This window comes from Kribbella sp. NBC_01510 (genome assembly GCF_045040325.1).
In the GTDB taxonomy this organism is placed as follows: domain Bacteria; phylum Actinomycetota; class Actinomycetes; order Propionibacteriales; family Kribbellaceae; genus Kribbella.
This window is the reverse complement of record NZ_CP109418.1, coordinates 4664672-4684126: the sequence shown is the minus strand read 5'-3', so window position 1 is coordinate 4684126 and position 19455 is coordinate 4664672. Positions and strand designations below refer to the sequence as shown.

Annotated in this window: 23 protein-coding genes; 16 read left to right on the top strand and 7 right to left on the bottom strand. The window is 69.9% G+C overall.

Features of this window, described 5'->3' with window-relative positions; all coding sequences use genetic code 11:
• Window positions 1–129 precede the first annotated feature (129 nt).
• The 11 genes from OG558_RS23575 to OG558_RS23525 all read left to right on the top strand — a co-directional run bounded on the left by OG558_RS23575 (window position 130) and on the right by OG558_RS23525 (window position 11743).
• Complete coding sequence (locus tag OG558_RS23575) at window positions 130–1020, top strand: universal stress protein (protein ID WP_405064915.1); 891 nt, start codon at window positions 130–132, stop codon at window positions 1018–1020.
• A 255-nt stretch (window positions 1021–1275) separates the two neighbouring features.
• Window positions 1276–1653, top strand: a complete 378-nt coding sequence (locus OG558_RS23570; RefSeq protein ID WP_405064914.1) for a hypothetical protein — start codon at window positions 1276–1278, stop codon at window positions 1651–1653.
• On the top strand, window positions 1650–4172 hold the full coding sequence (locus OG558_RS23565) for a cation-translocating P-type ATPase (protein WP_405064913.1): 2523 nt from the start codon (window positions 1650–1652) through the stop codon (window positions 4170–4172). The genes OG558_RS23570 and OG558_RS23565 overlap by 4 nt, the downstream gene beginning before the upstream one ends.
• Window positions 4173–4292: 120 nt before the next feature.
• Window positions 4293–4718, top strand: coding sequence for a molybdopterin dinucleotide binding domain-containing protein (locus OG558_RS23560; RefSeq protein ID WP_405064911.1), 426 nt, complete (start codon window positions 4293–4295; stop codon window positions 4716–4718).
• Between the two features lie 110 nt (window positions 4719–4828).
• Window positions 4829–5254: a YbhN family protein gene (locus OG558_RS23555; protein WP_405064910.1), complete on the top strand. Its 426-nt coding sequence runs from the start codon at window positions 4829–4831 to the stop codon at window positions 5252–5254.
• Window positions 5255–5354: 100 nt separating this feature from the next.
• A complete protein-coding gene (gene acsA / locus OG558_RS23550; protein WP_405064909.1) occupies window positions 5355–7151 on the top strand; it encodes an acetate--CoA ligase in 1797 nt (598 codons plus the stop codon).
• Window positions 7148–8140 carry a pyruvate dehydrogenase (acetyl-transferring) E1 component subunit alpha gene (gene pdhA / locus OG558_RS23545; protein ID WP_405064908.1) on the top strand — a complete coding sequence of 331 codons (993 nt, stop codon included), beginning with the start codon at window positions 7148–7150 and terminating at the stop codon, window positions 8138–8140. The genes acsA and pdhA overlap by 4 nt, the downstream gene beginning before the upstream one ends.
• Window positions 8137–9141 (top strand): alpha-ketoacid dehydrogenase subunit beta, encoded by a 1005-nt coding sequence (locus OG558_RS23540; RefSeq protein WP_405064907.1) that lies wholly within the window; start codon window positions 8137–8139, stop codon window positions 9139–9141. The genes pdhA and OG558_RS23540 overlap by 4 nt, the downstream gene beginning before the upstream one ends.
• Window positions 9134–10411 (top strand): dihydrolipoamide acetyltransferase family protein, encoded by a 1278-nt coding sequence (locus OG558_RS23535; protein ID WP_405064906.1) that lies wholly within the window; start codon window positions 9134–9136, stop codon window positions 10409–10411. The genes OG558_RS23540 and OG558_RS23535 overlap by 8 nt, the downstream gene beginning before the upstream one ends.
• Complete coding sequence (locus tag OG558_RS23530; RefSeq protein ID WP_405064905.1) at window positions 10408–10650, top strand: hypothetical protein; 243 nt, start codon at window positions 10408–10410, stop codon at window positions 10648–10650. Before OG558_RS23535 ends, OG558_RS23530 begins: the two co-directional genes overlap by 4 nt.
• Before the next feature lie 199 nt (window positions 10651–10849).
• Window positions 10850–11743 carry a hypothetical protein gene (locus OG558_RS23525; protein ID WP_405064903.1) on the top strand — a complete coding sequence of 298 codons (894 nt, stop codon included), beginning with the start codon at window positions 10850–10852 and terminating at the stop codon, window positions 11741–11743.
• A gap of 99 nt (window positions 11744–11842) precedes the next feature.
• On the opposite strand, the gene OG558_RS23520 is transcribed toward OG558_RS23525, so the two are convergent.
• Both OG558_RS23520 and OG558_RS23515 read right to left on the bottom strand, forming a co-directional pair.
• Complete coding sequence (locus OG558_RS23520; RefSeq protein ID WP_405064902.1) at window positions 11843–12298, bottom strand: hypothetical protein; 456 nt, start codon at window positions 12296–12298, stop codon at window positions 11843–11845.
• A gap of 122 nt (window positions 12299–12420) precedes the next feature.
• Window positions 12421–12753: a hypothetical protein gene (locus OG558_RS23515; protein WP_405064901.1), complete on the bottom strand. Its 333-nt coding sequence runs from the start codon at window positions 12751–12753 to the stop codon at window positions 12421–12423.
• A 254-nt stretch (window positions 12754–13007) separates the two neighbouring features.
• On the opposite strand from OG558_RS23515, the gene OG558_RS23510 reads away from it, so the two are divergent.
• From OG558_RS23510 to OG558_RS23490, 5 genes are all read left to right on the top strand, one after another.
• The gene (locus tag OG558_RS23510) at window positions 13008–13220 is read left to right on the top strand and encodes a DUF1918 domain-containing protein (protein ID WP_405064900.1); all 213 of its coding nucleotides are present in this window, start codon (window positions 13008–13010) and stop codon (window positions 13218–13220) included.
• A 39-nt stretch (window positions 13221–13259) separates the two neighbouring features.
• The gene (locus tag OG558_RS23505) at window positions 13260–13955 is read left to right on the top strand and encodes a helix-turn-helix domain-containing protein (RefSeq protein WP_405064899.1); all 696 of its coding nucleotides are present in this window, start codon (window positions 13260–13262) and stop codon (window positions 13953–13955) included.
• Window positions 13952–14818, top strand: a complete 867-nt coding sequence (locus tag OG558_RS23500) for a universal stress protein (protein ID WP_405064898.1) — start codon at window positions 13952–13954, stop codon at window positions 14816–14818. The genes OG558_RS23505 and OG558_RS23500 overlap by 4 nt, the downstream gene beginning before the upstream one ends.
• 309 nt (window positions 14819–15127) lie before the next feature.
• Window positions 15128–15604: a GyrI-like domain-containing protein gene (locus OG558_RS23495; RefSeq protein WP_405064896.1), complete on the top strand. Its 477-nt coding sequence runs from the start codon at window positions 15128–15130 to the stop codon at window positions 15602–15604.
• A gap of 31 nt (window positions 15605–15635) precedes the next feature.
• Window positions 15636–16619, top strand: a complete 984-nt coding sequence (locus OG558_RS23490) for an Acg family FMN-binding oxidoreductase (RefSeq protein ID WP_405064894.1) — start codon at window positions 15636–15638, stop codon at window positions 16617–16619.
• 59 nt (window positions 16620–16678) lie between these two features.
• Here the strand turns inward: OG558_RS23490 and OG558_RS23485 are convergent, their stop codons facing one another.
• The 5 genes from OG558_RS23485 to OG558_RS23465 form a co-directional block, all read right to left on the bottom strand.
• Entirely contained in the window at window positions 16679–16918 is a 240-nt protein-coding gene (locus OG558_RS23485; protein WP_405064893.1) for an SHOCT domain-containing protein, read from the bottom strand.
• Window positions 16919–16935: 17 nt separating this feature from the next.
• The gene (locus OG558_RS23480) at window positions 16936–17490 is read right to left on the bottom strand and encodes a flavodoxin family protein (protein WP_405064892.1); all 555 of its coding nucleotides are present in this window, start codon (window positions 17488–17490) and stop codon (window positions 16936–16938) included.
• Window positions 17491–17511: 21 nt separating this feature from the next.
• Window positions 17512–18444: a universal stress protein gene (locus tag OG558_RS23475; protein WP_405064891.1), complete on the bottom strand. Its 933-nt coding sequence runs from the start codon at window positions 18442–18444 to the stop codon at window positions 17512–17514.
• A 132-nt stretch (window positions 18445–18576) separates the two neighbouring features.
• Window positions 18577–19167, bottom strand: a complete 591-nt coding sequence (locus tag OG558_RS23470; RefSeq protein ID WP_405064890.1) for a universal stress protein — start codon at window positions 19165–19167, stop codon at window positions 18577–18579.
• Window positions 19050–19454, bottom strand: a complete 405-nt coding sequence (locus OG558_RS23465) for a universal stress protein (RefSeq protein ID WP_405064889.1) — start codon at window positions 19452–19454, stop codon at window positions 19050–19052. Before OG558_RS23465 ends, OG558_RS23470 begins: the two co-directional genes overlap by 118 nt.
• Between the last annotated feature and the right edge of the window lies 1 nt (window position 19455).

Genomic DNA, 19455 nt, shown 5'->3' with positions numbered 1-19455 from the left:
GCCGGACAGGGTGTCCGACCGACACGAAGGCCGTTCGCCCCAGCACGGTGCTGTCATCCGGCACTCCTCGGCTCCGCGGCGACGGGGTTCCCTGGAAACACACCGCCCATCGAGGGAAAGGTGACGGTCATGTCCGCAGACGCTCGCCCGACGATCGTGGTCGGGATCGACGGATCACGCGACGGCCTCCTCGCCCTGGACTGGGCCGTCGACCTGGCCATGCGGCGAAGCTGGGGAATCCGCGCCGTACATGTCGCCGACGACGACCAACCGGCCCATCCCCTCGGTGCCACTCCGGACATCGACGACGGCGCCGAGGTCCTCGAGGATGCCGCCGACGAACTTGCCGAACTCGGCTTCACCGACGCGACCCTCGAGGTCCGGAACGGTCATCCCGCCGAGGTGCTGCTGGACGTCGCCCGGTCCGCCGCCCTGCTGGTGATCGGCCGGCGTGGGCGTGGTGGATTCGCCGAGCTGAGTCTCGGTTCGATCTCACAGGTCTGTACGGCGCTCTCCCGGACATCCCTGGTCGTCGTACCGGACAACTGGACGCACGACGAGGGCGACCTCGGCGTGGTCGTCGTCGGAGTCGACGGTTCGCAGGCGTGTCAGGCCGCGCTGGGGTTCGCGTTCGAGGTCGCGGCCGAACGGCGGGCGGAGCTGACTATCGTCCACGTGCCACGAGTGCCCGAGGACTCCCCGCCCCCAAGTGTCTGGGTCGACCCCGACAATGCTCCCTGGCGGCAGGACGCCCGCGCACTGGTCACTCACGCGCTCGCCGGTTGGCCGGACAAGTACGCCGACGTGGTGTTCCGCACCCACTACCAGCCGGGTCACCCCGTCCAGGTGCTGGCACAGTACTCCAAAGCCGTCGACCTGGTCGTCGTCGGCGGTGTCGGCCGCTCGGAATTCACCCCGCTGCGGCTCGGATCGGTGTCCCGCGGCCTGCTCCACCACACTCACTGTCCGGTGGCGATCATCCACACCGAGGCGACAATCGGACCCGGCCGGCCGGCCTGACGACCACACCCGCGGTGACCGCGGAGACCGGCGGACTTCACCGACGGCGCCGTCACCGTGACCGGCCCCGCCGACCCGCACGAACGCAAGCTCGCCGAGGTGCTGACCGGCACTGTCCGCGGTGTCGTCGCCGTCCGCATCCGCTGACCGCACCGGACGGACGGGGAGCCGCCCGACCGGCGTGACCGTGACGCGGGTCCGCGGTCGGGACCTTCGACTCTGGGCCGGTCGGCGCCGCCTCGCGAGAGTCGGATCATGAGACCGCTGCATGCATCCCCCGGGACGCCGCTGCGAGTGTCCGCGCGGCCGGGGAATCGCCGTACCCCGGTGATGATCGAGGCACTTGCCTATCTGGGCGGTGCGGTGGTGCTGGTCGGCGCGCAGTACTGGCCGGACCTCGGCACCGGCACGCGGCTGCTCGTCGTGGCAGCGACCACGGTGGTTCTGCTTGCCGCCGGCTTCGAGGTTCCGGCACGGGCCGGCACCGTCACCCGGCGCCTGCGGGCGATTCTGTGGTTGCTCTCGACGGCCGCAGCCTCGACCTTCTGGGCCCTGCTGGCGGCCGGCGCCAATCTCGTGGTCAGCGGTCTCGACGAGATCGCAGTCCCCACCGAACAGGTGACCGTGCGATGACCGACCTTCTTCAACTGCCGCTGAGCCACGGCCTGACCGACGTGGAGGCCGCCAGGAAACTCGTCGAGCACGGCCCCAACACCACCCCGTCTCCCAAGCCTCCGTCGGCGCTCTTCCGGGTCGCGGCACAACTGCGGGACCCGATGATCCTGCTGTTGCTGGCCGCTGCCGTCCTCACCGCGACGCTGCACGACCTCACCGACCTCGCGGTGATCCTGATCGTCATCGTGCTCAACACCACGGTCGGCGTGCTCCAGGAACTCCGGGCCGAACACGCACTGGCCGCACTGGACCGTTTGGCCGCACCGCACGCGACAGTACTGCGTTCCGGCCGGGCGACGGTCATCGGCGCAGCGGATGTCGTTCCCGGCGACCTGGTTCTGCTCGAAGCCGGCGACATCGTCCCGGCGGACCTCGAACTGACCGCAGCGGTCCGCCTGCAGACCGACGAGTCCGCGCTCACCGGTGAATCCCTGCCAGTCGAGAAAGACCCGGGCCACCAGGTGTTCGCCGGCACCGTGGTGACGCGCGGCCGCGCGTCCGGCGTGGCGTCACGGACCGGCGTGGACAGCGCCCTGGGCAAGATCGCCGGCCTGCTCTCCAACCAGCGACCCCGCCCCACCCCGCTGCAACTCCGCCTCAGATCACTCAGCCGCATCCTCAGCCTGGCCGCACTGCTGCTGTCCGGTGTCGTCGCGGTGGCCGGCCTGCTCCGCGGGCTCCCGGTCGCCGACATGATCGTGACCGCGGTGAGCCTGACCGTGGCCGCCGTACCCGAGTCCCTGCCCGCGGTCGTCACCCTCGCGCTCGCCATCGGCGCTCACCGGATGGCCCGGCGCTCGGCCGTCGTACGCCGGCTGCCGGCCGTCGAGACCCTCGGCTCTGTCACTGTCGTCGCGGCGGACAAGACCGGCACCCTGACCGAAGGCGTGATGCTGGCCGAGCGCCTGTGGACCGAGCACGGCGAGTTCATTGCCAGCGGCAACGGTTACGACCCGGCCGGCGGCCTGGACCCACTCGGTGACGCCGAACCACCCACGCGGCTGCTCCGGGACACCGTGCTGTGCAACGACGCGGAGCTGCGGCCGCCCGGCCCGGACCAGCCGGTCTGGCTGCCGCTGGGTGACCCTACCGAGGCGGCCCTGCTCACGCTGGCCCGTCGCGGCGGGACCGATCCCGAACCGCTGCGGGCGGCCCACCCGAGGATCGCCGAACTGCCCTTCGACAGCATCCGCAAGCGGATGACCACCTTCCACCGGATCCCCGGCGACGACGGCACCCTGGTCGTGGGCAAGGGTGCGCCCGAGGTGATCCTCGATCCGGCGGTCACGTCGTCCGGCGACATCGCAACGGCCCGGGCGATCGCGGCCGAGCTCGCGGCCGACGGGTACCGGGTACTGGCGGTTGCCGATCGAGTCCTGCCACCGGGTGCGCGCCGTACCGAGGACGGTCTGCAGCTCGTCGGCCTGGTGGCCCTCACCGATCCGGTCCGGCACAACGCCGCCGAGGTGACAACCGCCCTCGGTCGAGCCGGCGTCGACCTGGTCCTGATCACCGGCGACGCACCCGGCACAGCACGTGCGGTGGCCGAACGCGTCGGCCTGCACACGGATCGCGTCCTCACCGGAGCCGACATCGACGACGGCGCCGACCCGTCCGAGGGCCGGGTTTTCGCCCGGATCCGGCCCGAGCAGAAGCTCGACATCGTGCGCGCCTGGCAGCAGGCCGGACACGTGGTCGCGATGACCGGTGACGGCGTCAACGACGCCCCGGCGTTGCGGCGCGCCGACATCGGCGTCGCGATGGGCAAGGACGGTACCGAGGTGGCCCGGCAGGCCGCCGATCTGATCCTCACCGACGACGACCTCGGCACGGTGGTGGCCGCGATCGAGGAGGGCCGCCGGATCTACACAAACGTGCGGACGTTCCTGCGCTACGCACTCAGCGGCGGCCTGGCCGAAATCCTCGTGATGCTGATCGGCCCCCTGCTCGGACTCGCCACGCCACTGCTGCCCGCACAGATCCTCTGGATCAACATGCTCACCCACGGCCTGCCCGGCGTCGCGATCGGCGCCGAACCCGCCGACCCGCAAGCGATGCAGCGCCGGCCGCGATCCCCGGACGAGCAGGTCCTCGGTGCGGGCCTTTGGCAACGAATCGCCTGGACCGGCACACTCATCGCCGCCGTCACCCTCGCCGCGGCACTCTGGGCCCGCTCCATCGGAGCTCCTTGGCAGACGATGACGTACGTCGTACTCGGCCTGGCCCAACTCGGCGTCGCCATCGCCCTGCGCCGACCACGTCCCCGTGGTGAACGCCGGCTCCGCTTCCTCGACGTCGCTGTCGCGGGAGCCCTGGTGTCACAGGTCGGCCCACTGTTCATTCCACCCCTGCGCGAGCTGCTCGGCCTGCATGCGCTGTCGGCTGCCGAACTCGTCGTGGCCGCCGCCTTCGCGATCCTCCCTGGCCTGGTCGTCGCCGCCCGGCGCGTCTGGAAGGCACGGAAGGAGCAGCCATGATCGAGACAGCGGCCGCGGACATCCGCCGCCCGGATCCGGCGGCCTGGCGGGCGATGGAACACCGCGAACCCTTCACCGCGGTCACCACCCTGGTAACGCGTTGACGGAAGGAGTACGGCGATGAGCGATTGGCAGGCGGATGTCCTGCGACGCTATGCGGATCGATTCGGTCGTGACCTCGGCGCAATCCGATCCCGGTTGCTGACCGGTGACAAGACGCCGCCCACGCAGATCGCGACGGACAACGGCCTGCCGGCTGCCGCGGGCAGCGGGCCGGCCGCCTTCGTTGCCGACTTCACCGCGCCCCATGGGGCGCGGCATGTCCGCGTCTGCGGTGCCGCCGCCTGTACGGGCTCCGGCCGGGCCGTGCTGCCGGTCCGCATCACCGGCGAACTCGTCCCCGGGCAGGTGTTCTCCGGGTTCCACTTCCCCACCGCGGGCGTCAACGAACTCACCTCACCCCTCGGTGACGAGGTGACCGGATGCCCCGAGTACAAGGTGACCGCCGTACGGCTGAGAGCTCTCCCCCGTCCGACCACCAACTGAGAGCGAAAGGAGACACGACATGGCGGCCACGCAGAAGGATGTTCCCATCCAGCTGACGCTTCGGGGTCCCGTACCACCCGGCCCGGTCCGGACCAAGCACCGCCGAGCCGGTGGCCCAGTCGTCACGCGTAAGACCTACGCCCTCGAGCCGAACCCTCCTGAGCGATCGGCAGGTCCGATCGACTTTCGCCCTTTGGCCGACGGCGAACTGGTTGCTCGACGCGGCCGCCCTGTGGGTGTTGCTGGCCGCCTACGGACATGCGATGAACCCGGTCGCTCTGCTGCTCGCCTACTGCATCGCCTGCCTGCTGGCGATCCTGCCGTTCACGCCGGGCGGCCTCGGCGTCGTTGAGGGGGTCCTGATCCCCAGCCTGCTCGAATTCGGCGTCCCGGCCAGTGTCGCCGTACTGGGAGTCGTGTCCTGGCGACTGCTGCAGTTCTGGGCACCGATCCCGATCGCCGGAATCTGCTACCTGTCCCTGCCGACACCGGGTTGGCGCAACCGCCTCCCATCCCGGATCTCCCGCCCTCGGTAACTGCCGCGCGAGTCTGGCCGTCCCGAGTTTTCCGGGACCTTCGCCCCTGCAGACCACCACGGAACCGGCGCACCGTGAAGATGACACCGAGGAGGCGGCGATGACACGCAGACCGGTGACACCGGAGATCGGCTCGGCCACCTCCGGCCGCGCCGTACAGTCCGCCCTGGCATCGAATCTGGCGGACTACGCCGACTCCCGACGGAACTTCTCCTGGGCCGCCGCGCAACAACTCCTCAGCGGTCTGCCGGACGGCGACGGGCTGAACATCGCCTACGAGGCCGTCGATCGGCACATCGCGACCGGCCGGGGCGGCCACGTCGCGATCCGGTCGATCGGACGGTCCGGTACTCGCGAACTGACCTACCGGGAACTGAGCCTGCTCAGCAACCGCTTCGCGAACCTGTTGCGGTCACTGGGCGTTGGCCCGCGGGCCCGCGTGTTCACACTGCTCGGCCGGCAACCCGAGCTCTACGTCACCGCGCTGGGCTGCTGGAAGAACACCAGCGTGCTGTCACCGCTGTTCGCCGCGTTCGGCCCGCAGCCGATCCTCAATCGCCTGCTGCTCGGTGACGGCGAGGTGCTGGTGACCACGACCTCTCTGTACCGGCGCAAGATCGCGCCGCAACGTGACCAACTCCCTGGGCTGCGTCACATCCTGTTGATCGACGCACCGGACGAACCACAGGCGGGCACCATCGACCTCCGGAGCGCGCTGGCCGATCAGCCAGACGACTGGACGATCCCGCCCACCAGCCCCGAAGCAATGGCGCTGCTGCACTTCACCAGCGGAACGACCGGCACGCCCAAGGGCGCGATCCACGTCCACGAGGCCGTAGTCGCCCACCACATCACGTCCGCGTTCGCCCTGGACCTGCGGTCCGACGACGTGTTCTGGTGTACGGCGGACCCGGGCTGGGTGACCGGGACGTCGTACGGGATCATCGCGCCGCTCACCCATGGCGTCACCCTGCTGGCCGATGACGGTGACTTCGACGCCGCCCGCTGGTACCAGGTGCTGGCGGACAACCGCGTGACCGTTTGGTACACGGCACCCACGGCGCTGCGGATGCTGATGCGGGCGGGAGCCGATATGGCCGCGCGCTACGATCTGTCGGCTCTGCGGCACATCGCCAGTGTCGGCGAGCCGCTCAATCCCGAGGTCGTGCTGTGGGCGCAGGAGGCGTACGGGCTGCCGGTCCATGACAACTGGTGGCAGACCGAGACCGGCGCGATCATGATCAGCAACTACCCGTCGATGCCGATCCGGCCGGGTTCGATGGGGCGCCCGATGCCGGGCATCGAGGCCGGGGTCCTGCGCTGCGGCGAGGACGGCCGCGCCGCGGTGACCGACGGTCAGGTCGACGTCCTCGGTACCGACCAGGTCGGCGAACTGGCGCTACGGCCCGGCTGGCCGTCGATGTTCCGCGGCTACCTGCACGACGAGGCCCGGTACCACGCCGCGTTCGCCGGCGGGTGGTACCTGACCGGTGACCTCGCCCGGATCGATGCCGACGGCTACTTCTGGTTCGTCGGGCGGGCCGACGACGTGATCAAGTCGTCCGGCCATCTGGTCGGCCCGTTCGAGGTCGAGAGCGCGATGCTCGAGCACCCAGCGGTCACCGAAGCCGGCGTGATCGGCGTCCCCGACCCGGTCGCGGGCGAGATCGTGAAGGCGTTCGTCACGCTGCGGCCCGGCTACCAGCCCGACGAGGCCTTGCGCGGTGAGCTGATCGCCTTCGGCCGCCGCCGGCTCGGTGCCGTCGCCCCCCGCGAGGTCGCCTTCGATCAGAACCTGCCGCACACGAGTAGCGGCAAAGTCATGCGTCGCTTGCTCAAGGCCCGTGAGCTGGGCCTGCCGGAAGGCGACCTGTCCACCCTGGAGCGGCCACGATGAAGTCGTCCAAGACCAGCGCCGAAACCCCCTCGGCCAAGCACCACACCGATCTGCTGCGCCAGATGCTCCGGATCCGGCGGTTCGAAGACGTGTGCGCCGAGCTCTACAGCACCACGAGAATCCGCGGCTTCTTGCATCTGTACGTCGGCGAGGAAGCCGTCGCGGTCGGGTGTGTCACCTGCCTGACGCCGACCGACTCGCTCGTCACCACCTACCGCGAACACGGCCACGCACTGGCCCGCGGTATCCCGATGGAGTCGGTGCTGGCGGAGATGTTCGGCCGCACCACCGGCTGCAGCCACGGGCGCGGCGGCTCGATGCACCTGTTCGACAGCAAGCGGCGATTCTACGGCGGCAACGCGATCGTCGGCGGCGGTCTGCCGCTCGCGACCGGGGTCGCACTCGCCGCTCGGTTCCGGGGCGAGGCGACTGTGACCGCGTGCTTCTTCGGCGATGGCGCCGTCGCCGAAGGCGAGTTCCACGAGTGCATGAACCTCGCGGCGCTGTGGAAGCTCCCGGTCCTGTTCTGCTGCGAGAACAACCTCTACGCCATGGGTACGGCGCTCGCCCGGGCCCAGGCCCAGACCGACCTGGCGCTGCGCGCGTCGTCGTACGGGATGCCGTCCTGGGCGGTCGACGGGATGGACGTGCTCGCGGTCGAGGAAGCGACCCAGCGGGCGATCGAGACGATCCGGGGACACGGTGGCCCGTGCTTCCTGGAGTTGCGCACCTACCGCTTCCGGGCGCACTCGATGTACGACTCCGATCGCTACCGGGACAAGGCCGAGATCGCCGGCTGGAAGGAACGCGACCCGATCGAGCTGCTGACCCGGCGGATGCTGGCCGACGGCGAGCTGACCAAGGACGCTCTGAAGGCCTTGCACCGCGAGGTCGACGACGGGATCCAGCGCGCGGTGGCCGGCGCCGAAGCCGGGCCACTGGAGCCGGTCGAGGACCTGACCCGATTCGTCTACGCGGAGCAATCATGACCACCACCAGCCCCGCCGTCACGACCACGACGTACCGCGACGCGCTCCGGGACGCGATCCGCGACGCATTGCGGCGCGACGAGCGGGTGTTCCTGATGGGCGAGGACGTCGGCGCCTACGGCGGCTGCTTCGGCGTCAGCCTGGGCCTGCTCGAAGAGTTCGGTCCGGACCGGATCCGGGACACACCGCTGTCGGAGTCTGCCTTCGTCGGTGCCGGGATCGGCGCGGCCGTCGCCGGGATGCGCCCGATCGTCGAGATCATGACGGTCAACTTCAGCCTGCTCGCCCTCGACCAGATCCTGAACAACGCCGCAACCCTGCGGCACATGTCCGGCGGGCAACTCGGCGTTCCGCTGGTGATCCGGATGACCACCGGAGCCGGCCGGCAACTGGCTGCCCAGCACTCGCACAGCCTCGAAGGCTGGTTTGCGCACATCCCGGGATTGCGCGTGATCGCCCCGGCGACACTCGAGGACGCCCGTGGCATGCTCTGGACCGCGCTGCTCGACCCCGACCCCGTGCTGCTCTTCGAGCACGGCGCGCTCTACAACATGTCCGGTGAGCTGTCGGTGAGCGCAGGCCCGGTCGACATCGACCGCGCCGTCATCCGCAGGCCCGGCACGGACGCGACGCTGGTGACGTACGGCGGAAGCCTCGGCAAGAGCTTGGACGCGGCCGAACAACTCGCGGCGGAAGGCATCTCGACCGAGGTGATCGACCTGCGTACGCTGCGACCGCTCGACGACGCGACCTTCATCGGATCGGTCCGGCGGACCCATCGCGCCGTGGTCGTGGACGAAGGCTGGCGCAGCGGCAGTCTGTCGGCCGAGGTGAGCGCGCGGATCACCGAGCAGGCGTTCGAGGATCTCGATGCCCCGGTCGAGCGGGTCTGCAGCGCCGAGGTGCCGATGCCCTACGCCAAACACCTGGAGGAGGCCGCGCTGCCACAACCGGCCGGCATCGTCGCGGCGGTGCGGAAGGTGGTGGGTGGCCGTGGCTGAGTTCCGGATGCCCTCGCTGGGTGCGGACCTGGACGAAGGCACCGTGATCGAATGGCTGGTGAAGCCGGGCGACACGGTCCACAAGGGTGATCCGGTCGCGGTCGTGGACACCGCGAAGGCCGCCATCGAGGTGGAGACCTTCGCCGGCGGCACGATCGAGGAGATCCTGGTCCCGGTCGGTGAGCGCGTCGAGGTCGGTACGCCGCTGGCCACCATCAACGGTGGTGAGCCGTCCTCGTTCCGCCCGACGGAACCAGAACCGATCGAGGCACAACGCGAATCGGTCCGAGAGCCCGAGCCAACGCCTGACCGAGCTGCACCCGAACCACCCACGCCGCCACGGCCCGAACCCGCCGCGCCACGGCCGCCGCTCGTCCAGGCGGACGGCGAGCGGGTCAAGGCCTCGCCGTACGCGCGCAAGCTGGCCCGTGCTCTCGGGCTGGATCTCAAGGCCGTGCCCGCCACCGGTCAGCATGGCCTGATCACGTCCGGCGACGTCCGCCGCTTCGCCGACCGGCTTGGCACCGAACTTGAACCAGCCGTAGCACCGCACACCGTCGTACCGCCCGTCACCACGGCACCCGCGGCGCCACGGCACGTCGTACAGCAGGCCGGCCAGCGGGAGGCGATCGCGCGGCTGATGACGCGATCGAAGCAGGAGATCCCGCACTACTACCTGACCGCCACGGTCGACCTCGGCGCCGCACTCGACTGGCTGACCGAGCAGAACCGGTCGCTGCCGGTCGCCGACCGGCTGGTCCCGGCCGCTCTGTTGCTTAAGGCAACAGCATTGTCGGCACAGCGGCATCCGGAGCTGAACGGCTATTGGACCGGCGGCGCGTTCCAGCCGGCCGCTCAGGTGCATCTCGGTGTCGCCATCTCCTTGCGCGGCGGCGGCCTGGTGGCACCGGCCATCCATGACGCCGCCACCCTGCCGGTCCGGGAACTCATGACGCGGCTGCGCGATCTGGTCTCCCGGGCCCGCTCCGGGCGGCTTCGCCGTACCGAACTGACGGACGCGACGATCACCGTCACCAACCTCGGTGACCAGGGCGTGGAGAGCGTGTACGGGGTGATCTATCCGCCGCAGGTCGCGCTGGTCGGCACCGGCCGGGTGGTGCAGCGTCCGTGGGCCGTGGACGGCCTGCTCGGCGTCCGGCCGTGCGTGACACTCACGCTGGCCGCCGATCACCGTGCGACCGACGGCTTCACCGGCGGCCGTTTCCTCGCCACCATCGACCGCCTGCTGCAGACACCGGAGGAGCTATGACACTGACCCTGCAGGACGCCCGCACGCTGGTCGGCAATTCGCTGTTGCGCATCGTTCCCGATGCCGACCTGGACACACTGCCCGACGACGCGCCGTTCCGCGACGAGCTCGAGCTGGACTCGCTGGACTTCCTCAGCTTCGTCGAGCTGCTCACCACCGGCTCCGGCCGGCGGATCGACGAGGACGACTATCCCCGGCTGCGGACCATGGCCGACTGTGTGACCTTCCTCAGCAGCTGACCCAGTCAGGCCCTCGGAGTGGTGACTTTCGGCCCTGCTTCGCGCCGGGCGCCGGAGCTGGAATAGAAGTGGGCGAGGGAAGCCATGCGAAAGGGTACGGAGAAGCGGCCTACAGCCGTGCACCGTACATCTCGGCCCGCTGCCGGAGCGGCGGTGGGCTTCCCTCGCTCCACAGCGCGGAGACTCGGGAGGCGGAGCGATGACGAACACAGGCCCTGACAGCCCTCCGGGCGGTGAGCCGGAACCGCTGCGCCGGGCAACCCGGCGGATGCGGATCGCCATCGCGGTCGCGGCGGTCACCAGCATCGCGTTGATTTCCGTCCTGACCGTCGTGCTTCTGCGTGACTCGGGATCGGAGCCGGGCAGCGCTCCGCGACCATCGGCGAGCGCGACACCGACGCCATCGGTCAATACGCCACCGACGCCGTCCGCCACCACACCGACGACACCCTCGACGCCCAGTCCGACCACTACGGTCCGCCCGTTCGCCTACCAGGCACTCTGGCCGTTCAGTTCGGCGTCCGACGCGGCCGCGTGGCAACAGAACTACCGCAGCGGCGGACAGCAACCCTGGCACCTCGATCCGGAGCAAACGGCATTGTCGTTCACGACCGGGTACCTCGGCTTCACCGAGGTCAACCGGGTCGTATCTCGTTCGGTCAGCCGTGACGAAGCGCGGATCGGCGTCGGCTACCAGGCCGAAGGCCGACTCGGCCACGCCGCGACACTGCACCTGGCCCGGATCGGTCAGGGACCGGACGCGCCGTGGGAGGTCGTCGGCAGCATCGACACCACCCTCACTCTGGACCGCCCTCGGTACGGCGCGACGGTCACCTCACCAATGACGGTGGGTGGGCGGATCACCGGTGTGGACGAATCCATCCGCGTCGACGTGCGGCAACTGTCTTCTGAGCAGCCGATCGGCACGTTCTGCTGCCTCCCCGCCGGAGGTGAACGGCAACCGTGGTCGGCCCGCGTCGGCTTCACCGGCGCGACCGGTTCCGCCTTGACTGTGGTCGCCTCGACCGGCGGCCACCTGCAAGGCGTCGAAAGCTTCGCGATCACCGGAGTACGTCCGGCACCGGCCAACTGACAGCCCCGGCCGACTGACCGCAGGTTTGCAGCCCGGGTTCTCGACGGGCAGATTCGCTATAGTTGCTTCAGGCAACGTTGACCTCTTGTGAGGATCTACCTAACGTGCGTATCTCGATCCGGTCGTCGTCCACAACCCGGCTCGGCTGTGGACAACCTCTTGTTTACCCCTGAAAGTGGTCGTCACCGCGATCCGCGGCCAGGACAACGCCAAGCTGCCGGGCTCGTAGTACTGCCTGGGCCGCCCTGGCTCAGCGAGACTCCGCGCATGTGCCTCGATGTTGGAACGCTCGTAGCGTGCGCCCAGCGCCCGAGCCAGCCCCACTGCCGATCTGGGCAACCAGCCCGACAACACCCGCAACTGCCGCAACTCCGCCGCCGCGACCAGCCGTTCCGCCGCCGGCAAGGATGTGCCCGGCGCCGAGGCCTTCGCGTACGCCGTACCAGCGAGCAGACCGAGCGCATCCGGCAGGCTGGGCGCGAGCGCGATCCGCCGGGCCGCACCGGCCCCGAGACGCCGGCGCGCCATCGCCTTCGCGCGTACCGTAGCGGCCACCCAGCCTCCACCCATCACACCGCTCCGGCTCGGCCGGTGCCGTCACGAACCCGGTCCAGGATCAGGGCGACCAGCTCGTCCATCCGCTGCCGGCCGCGCTGGGTCAGCAGTTCGGCCTCGGCTCACGCGGCGGTCCGGGTGCGCTCGGCCACGGCCTCCCCACCGACCGTGATCCTGGCCGCCGCCTCCGCGCGCTCGGCCGGTCCGCGGGCGGCAGCGGAGGCAACCAGGCCGGCCGCCTCGCGTTGCGCCGTACCGATCAGCTCGGCGGCCTCGTCCTCGGCACGCGTCCGGATCTCGCGGCACTCTGCGATCACACCGTCCAGGGCGTCGAAGACCGCGACCAGTTCGACGGGCACACCGCAGTGGCGGTCCTCGGGGACGCCGACCGGACCGGCACCTCCCGGAGCCCCGACCGGACGGAAGCGACGCAACCGGTCCAGCATCAGGCTCATCGCACTCCCTGTTCGGTTGTCACGGGTCCGGGGCATCTCACGCCGGGACTATCAGCATCCTGGCCGCGCGGCGCCGGCCCTCCCAAGGGCCCAAGGTCCCGACCACGCCGGACAAGGGACCTCCGGCCGGGCGAAGGCCTTTCGGTCCCAGCCCGCGGGAACTTGGCCCCTGCCGCCGCGCCCGGGGCAGGTGTCAGCTGAGGGTAGGCGCACCGCCGAACGGCCGGCAGCCACGCAGCGGGAGGAGCACGACCATGAAAGCGGCACCTGGCGACTGGTTGATGATCGAAGGCACCCATCTCGACGAGCCGAAACGTCACGGTCTGATCCTGGAGGTCCACGGCCCCGAAGGCTCGCCGCCGTACCTCGTCCGCTGGGACGACACAGAGACCGAGACGCTGGTCATCCCGAGCACGGGCGCCCACATCTTGACCGCCGAACAGATGAGGCAGGCCCACGGCTCCTGAACGGCGGACCAGCACGTGGAGAAACAGCGAGGTTCTCGAGTGGAGGCACCGCAGGTGAGCGCGAACGAGCAGCTGGACAGCGGTGGAGATCTGTCCCGGCGGGTGCGCAGACGCCGCAGCGTCCTGGGGCTGACCCGCGAGGAGGTGGCCGCTCGGGCCCGAATGGACTCCGGATATCTGGCCCGGGTCGAGCATGCGCCCGCCGCCCTGACCACGGGTACGCTGATCCGCCTCGCCGACGCCCTCGACACCACCGTCGACGACCTTCTCGGCGCGATCCCCGAACACCCCCCGGGTCACGGTCAGGCCACCCTGCACCCCGTCCTGGGGGAGCTGAGCGAGCCGGAATGCCTGCGGCTGATCGAGCCCGGTGGCATCGGCCGGGTCGCCTTCGAGTTGGCCGGCCGACTGACCGTCGTAGCGGTGAACTTCGTCGTGCACAACGGCGCCATCGTGTTCCGGACCGCAGCGACGACAGCGATCGGCCAGTACGGCCAGGGACCGGTCGCCTTCGAGGTGGACCGCTTCAACGAGGGCATGCGCCAAGGCTGGAGCGTCCTGATCTCCGGCACCGCGCGGCACGCCGACTCCGAGCGGACCGCGCTGCTCAGTACGACGGTCGACCCCTGGGCCGGTGGTGAGCGCGAGGTCTACGTCGTGATCACCCCGACCTGCATCACCGGTCGCCAGGTCCGTGCCGGGCACAATGCGAGGACGGGAGGAAGTCGCCCATGATCACCACGGTCGTCGCCGGGTACGACGGGTCTCCAGCCAGCGAGACCGCGGTTTGGTGGGCCGCCGCCGAGGCCGACCGCCGGTCGGCGAGCCTGCGCCTGACCTACGCCCTGCCGTTGCCGTTCTTCAGCAGCCCACTGGGGATCCCCTCGGTTCCGCCACCCACCGACATGTTGCGGGTCACGGCCGAACACCTGCTGGCCGAAGCCGCCCAGCAGATCCGGGAGACCTTCCCGCGCCTGCTGGTCGACACCGTCGTCACCTTTGGCGGCGCCGCACCAGCTCTGTTGCAGGAGGCAACCACTGCCGAGCTGCTCGTCGTCGGCTCACGCGGCCTCGGCGAGTTCCGGGACCTGGCGATGGGATCGGTGTCGGCCCACGTGGCGACGCACGCGCCGTGTCCGGTCGTCGTCGTACCGCCGCACTGGCAGTCCGGCCAGGCCGGCGGGATCGTCGTCGGAGTCGACGGCTCCAAGTGCTCACTCCAAGCGATCGAGTTCGCCTTCGAGCAGGCCGAGTCCAGGCAGACAACGCTCACGGCGGTGATGGCCTGGCATGACCCGATCAGCACCGGACCGAACGACCCGCTACCTCTCGTCTACGACCGCGACACCCTCGAACAGGAGAGCGCGGCACTGCTGGCCGAGTCGATGGCCGGCCACCGGGACAAATACCTGGACGTCCCCGTGGACGAGAAACTCGTCCACGGCACCGCCCACCACGCGCTGCTCGCCGCCGGTCGGTCCGCCGAACTGCTCGTCGTCGGATCCCGAGGCCGCGGCGCGTTCCGCGGTCTGCTGCTCGGCTCGACCAGCCGGGCGCTCGCGCACAACCCGCCCTGCCCTGTCGCGGTTGTGCGCTGACTCGGGAGGAACGATGACCGCGATAACCCACTCCCCCCGACCGACACCGAGGTGGTCTGGCGAGCGATCCACTGGGGATTCACAGATCTGTTCGGAGGCGGGGTCCTCGTCCACGCAGCCTGGCGCTGTGGAGCCCGGACTCGTACCGCCCGGTCGCCGGGCGCCGGCGTTCGCCGTACCGGCGACGATCCACGCGTTCCGCAGCAGGCGCTGACCGAGCGAGAGTCCCGGCTGGTTCGGGACTGTCGGCTCTGCTGACCGCACGCCGGTTGCGGTGTGCTCGAAGTGACCGAAGAAGGGAGCAGAACAATGCGCACAGCTCTGATCGAGGCCCGGGTCCTGGCTGAACAACCCACCGTGGTCCAGCGCGGGACGATGACCGCCACGCACATGGCCGCGTGGTTCCCCAAGGCGTACGGCGAAGTCGCCGAGTTCCTGCGGCTCCGTGGCATCGCTCCGACCGGCTACCCCTTCGCGCGGTACCACCTGAAGCCCGGCGGCCACTTCGACGTCGAGGCGGGCTTTCCGGTGGCCGAACCGGTGAGCCCCGACGGGATCACGCAGCCATCGAGCCTCCCCGGCGGCCCGGCAGCCGTGACCGTACACGTCGGCCCGTACGACCGGCTCGGCTCCACCTACGAGGCGCTGACCGAGTGGCTCAGGTTGCGCGGCGCCACACCCGCTGGTGACCCCTGGGAGATCTATGAGGACCCGCCGGAAGGCGACGCCGCCACCTGGCGCACCGAGGTCGTCCAGCCGTATCACCCGGCACTGGACCTCTCGTAGTACAGCGGTCATCGGTCGTAGGAGGGCCTCCGTGAACACCACCCAGGCACTGACCGGCGACGAGGTGGGCATCCTGCTTGCCGCCGCGGTCGACGCTCCGTCGATGGACAACACACAGCCCTGGCGATTCGAGGTCGCCGGGCCGGTGATCGACGTCAAGCTCGACGAAGACCTGGTCCTGCCCGCCGCCGACCCGGCCAGCCGCGCAGTCCGGATCGGTCTGGGCGCAGCGGCGTTCAACCTCCGGGTTGCCGCCGCCATGCTCGGGCACGAATCGACGTTCGCCGTCACGCCCGACCGAGCCGAACCGGATGTGGTCGCCCGGATCTTCCTGACCGATCGCAGCAGCCCCATAACCGAGCTGTCCTGCCTGTACGGCGAGATCTCGCGCCGGCACACCTATCGCGGCCCGATGCTCGACCACGCCATCCCGCCGATGGTGATCAGCGCGCTGACCGGTGCCGCCGAGGTCGAGGGCGCCGAACTGCATTGGCTGGACGACGATGCCACCCGGAAGCTCGGACAGCTCCTGCACCAGGCCGACGACCTCGACCTGCACGACGAGGACCGCCTGCGGGAGCGCAGCCGGTGGGTCGGCTGCGAGCGGCCGCACGACGGCGTACCGGACACGGCGCTCGGGCCGATGCCGACCGGACCGGCCATGATCCGCGATCTGGCAGCCGGGTTCGGCCCACCAGACCGGGATTCCGCGGTCTTCGGACCGCAGCCTCGGATCGCCGTGCTCAGCACGGAGATCGAGGATGAACGTGCCTGGGTTCGCGCCGGTCTGGCGCTGCAGCGTGTGTTGCTGACAGCAACTTCCTCGGTACTGGCCGCCTCCTTCCTCAACCAGGCCCTGGAGCACCCGGGCCTGCGGGCACAGGTCCGGGACCTGATCGGCAGACGGAGCTGGCCGCAGATGATCCTCCGGATCGGATATCCGGCCCAGGCCGAGGCACGCACCGGCCGCCGGCCGTGGCGGGACTCCGTCGACCGGATCGGCGTCGAGCCATGAACGATTGTAAGCAGAAGCAGAAACCGCGCGGCAAAGACCGTGCGCCGGCGCGTGCGTGATCAGCGGTCCAGTTGGTGCTCGCGCAGGCGGGCGCGGGCTTCGTCGAAATCCTCGCGGGTGATCTCCCCCGCGGCGAAGCGACGTTCGAGAATGTCCAGCGGCGACGGCAGGCTGGTGGGCCTCGGACGCGACTGGTGGATCAGCCGGACCCCAGCCCAGAATGCTCCGCCGGCAACAAGCGCCCACAGTGTCACCACGAGGAGGATCCAGCCCACCCCGTCACCTGTCGAATGCATCATCGCTACTCCTCAGCGCCTCAGGTCGCCGTCGTGGATCCAGTGAGCAGCCGGCCGAGCTCGTCGCCCCAACGACGGGCACGCTCGATCTCGACCTCGCGGATCGGACAAGTCGACTCGTCCACGAAAAAGCTCGCCGACGTCCGCAGCCGGAAGCCCATCCCCCGCAGCCGCTTCGCGGCCGACCGTGCGGCCGAACCCGGCAACCGGCGAACCTTGGCGATGCGTGTGTCGAAGGTCGCCGCCTCGAGGGGCGTCCGGCGTCCGGCACTGGACTTCGTGTCGGTCGCCAGCGCTTTGAGCCATTCGCGGATCCCGACCTCGATCGGCATCACCACATCGTGCTGCTTTCGCGCCTCCTGCCGGCTGGACAGCCGGCTCATCGAGAACGCGTGGGTCGGGCCGCCGACGACCAGCAACCGCACGTCGGCGGGGATGACAGTCGGGGCTCGGTGGGCCGGCACGATCTCGGTCGGGACACTCTGCCGCAGCCCGTCGCGGATCGCCCGCGCGAGCCGCTCGGTGTTTCCGAACATCGACTCGTACACGACGAGCGCACGAACAGTCTCGGACATGATCAAACCCTCCGATCAGCATCAGTACCTCGGGACGATCAATTCGCCGCGCCGGGCGTCACGCGGCTTCTGCACCTTCTGCTGCACCGCCGCGGTCAAGTGATGCGGCACGATCGCGACCGGGCACGCCATCGCGGCCGCCGAACGACGCGCCACCGGATCGATCGGCAATGGACCAACATGCGAACCGACGACGACCAACCCGACCTCGCCACTTTCGTGCACCAGCGCGGCGGCCGCCTCGCGGCTGCTCAGGAACCGCGTCACCTGCACGTCCGGGAACCGGCTCGTCCACGGAGCGAGCGTCTCCGACAGCAGATGATCCGCCCGGCTGATCCACGAGTGGTCCGGATCCTCGTCGTTCCAGGCGTGCTCCGCGGGCAAACCCGCGTGCACGACCACCAGCTCGGCCTCCCGGCCGGCCGCCGTGCCGAAGGCGAACTCCAGTGCCTCCGACGACAGCGCCGTACCATCGATGCCGACGGCAATCTTGCGGTCGACCAGCGACGGCTTCCACGACGCGGGGACGACGACCACCGGGCAACCGGCGCGACTCGCCAGGGTCAGATCGGTCTGCGTGTTCACCAGCCGCTGCGGATCACGACTGCGCGACCGGCCGACCACCAGCATCCGCGCCTTCCGGGCCGCGTGCGCGAGGACCCGCATCCGCGAGCCCTCACCGGCGACCGCGGCCAGCTCGATCGGATACCCGTCCCGATACCGCACATGCGCCACAGCCGCCCGCAATGCGTCATCCGCGAGCTCCGTCGGCGCCTTCGGCGAATAGCCGGGCATCATCGGCGAGAACGAACCGTGCACCGAGTACGGCGCCACGAGTACCAGCTCGGCCCCACACCGGAGAGCCTCGGCGGACGCGTAGTCGACAACCCGCAGATTCTCCGCACGTCCATCAACCTCGACCACAACCGGCCCGGTCCGCGTCCAGGTACTCATCTGTCCCACCTCTCTGTTACTTCTACTTCGAGCCTGCTGCGACCTCCGCGGCTTCGGCAGGGCCACGCAGGTCCCCTGCACTCGCCGGATGGACCCGGGTGCGGAGGACCTTCGACCAACTGGCCCACCTCGTCACCGCTCGCGCGGCGGCGGTACGACGGCCAGCGGGCAGGTCGCGTGATGAAGAACGCCCCGGGCGACGGATCCGAGCAGGAACGACGTCATCCTGGTGTGGTGGTGAGTCCTGATCACCAGGAACTGCGCGTCGGCCTGCTCGGCAGCAGTGACGATGCCGTCGACCGGATGCCCACGCCGCACGTCGATCTGGATGGTCAGTCCCGGGTTCTTCGCCCGGCACTCGGCGGCGACGTTCTCGAAATGCCGCTCGGCGTTCTCGGCCCATTCGGTGGCCACGTTCGCGGAGTTCATCGCGTCCCAGCTGTACATGGCCGGCAGGTCCCACCCATGGACCAGGTGGATGGGCAGGTTGCGTTCAGCGGCCTCGATGCCGGCAAACTCGATCACCGCGGCGTTGTCGTTGGCATCGTCGAGGGCCACCAGGACGGGCCCGGCGTGGTCCGCCGGTCTCCAATGCTCGGGCACGATCACCACCGGCACGGTCGTCTGGCTCGCGACAGCCTCCGAGGTGGAGCCGATGAGCAATCGCTTGAACGTCGCCATCCCGCGACGGCCGACGACCAGAATCCGGCTCTCGGCAGCCACATCGACCAGTCTGCCTGGGCCGGTGGCCCGACCACGAGGTCAGCCTCGTGGTCGAGCGTGCCCGAGCTTTCGTCCAGGTACTTCTGAACCTCGTTGACCAGTTGCATCGACGCGTCGTCGACAGCGTTCCGCTTCCAGCCGGGCGTAGGCCGGACCTTGTCCTCCAGGACATGCACCACGTGGAGGGGCTCGTGCCGGAGCAGCGACTCCTGCAGGGCGCGCTCCAGGGCACCGATGTCACCCCAGGAGCCGTCGACTCCCACGTGGATGACCGGCTTGACAGTCATG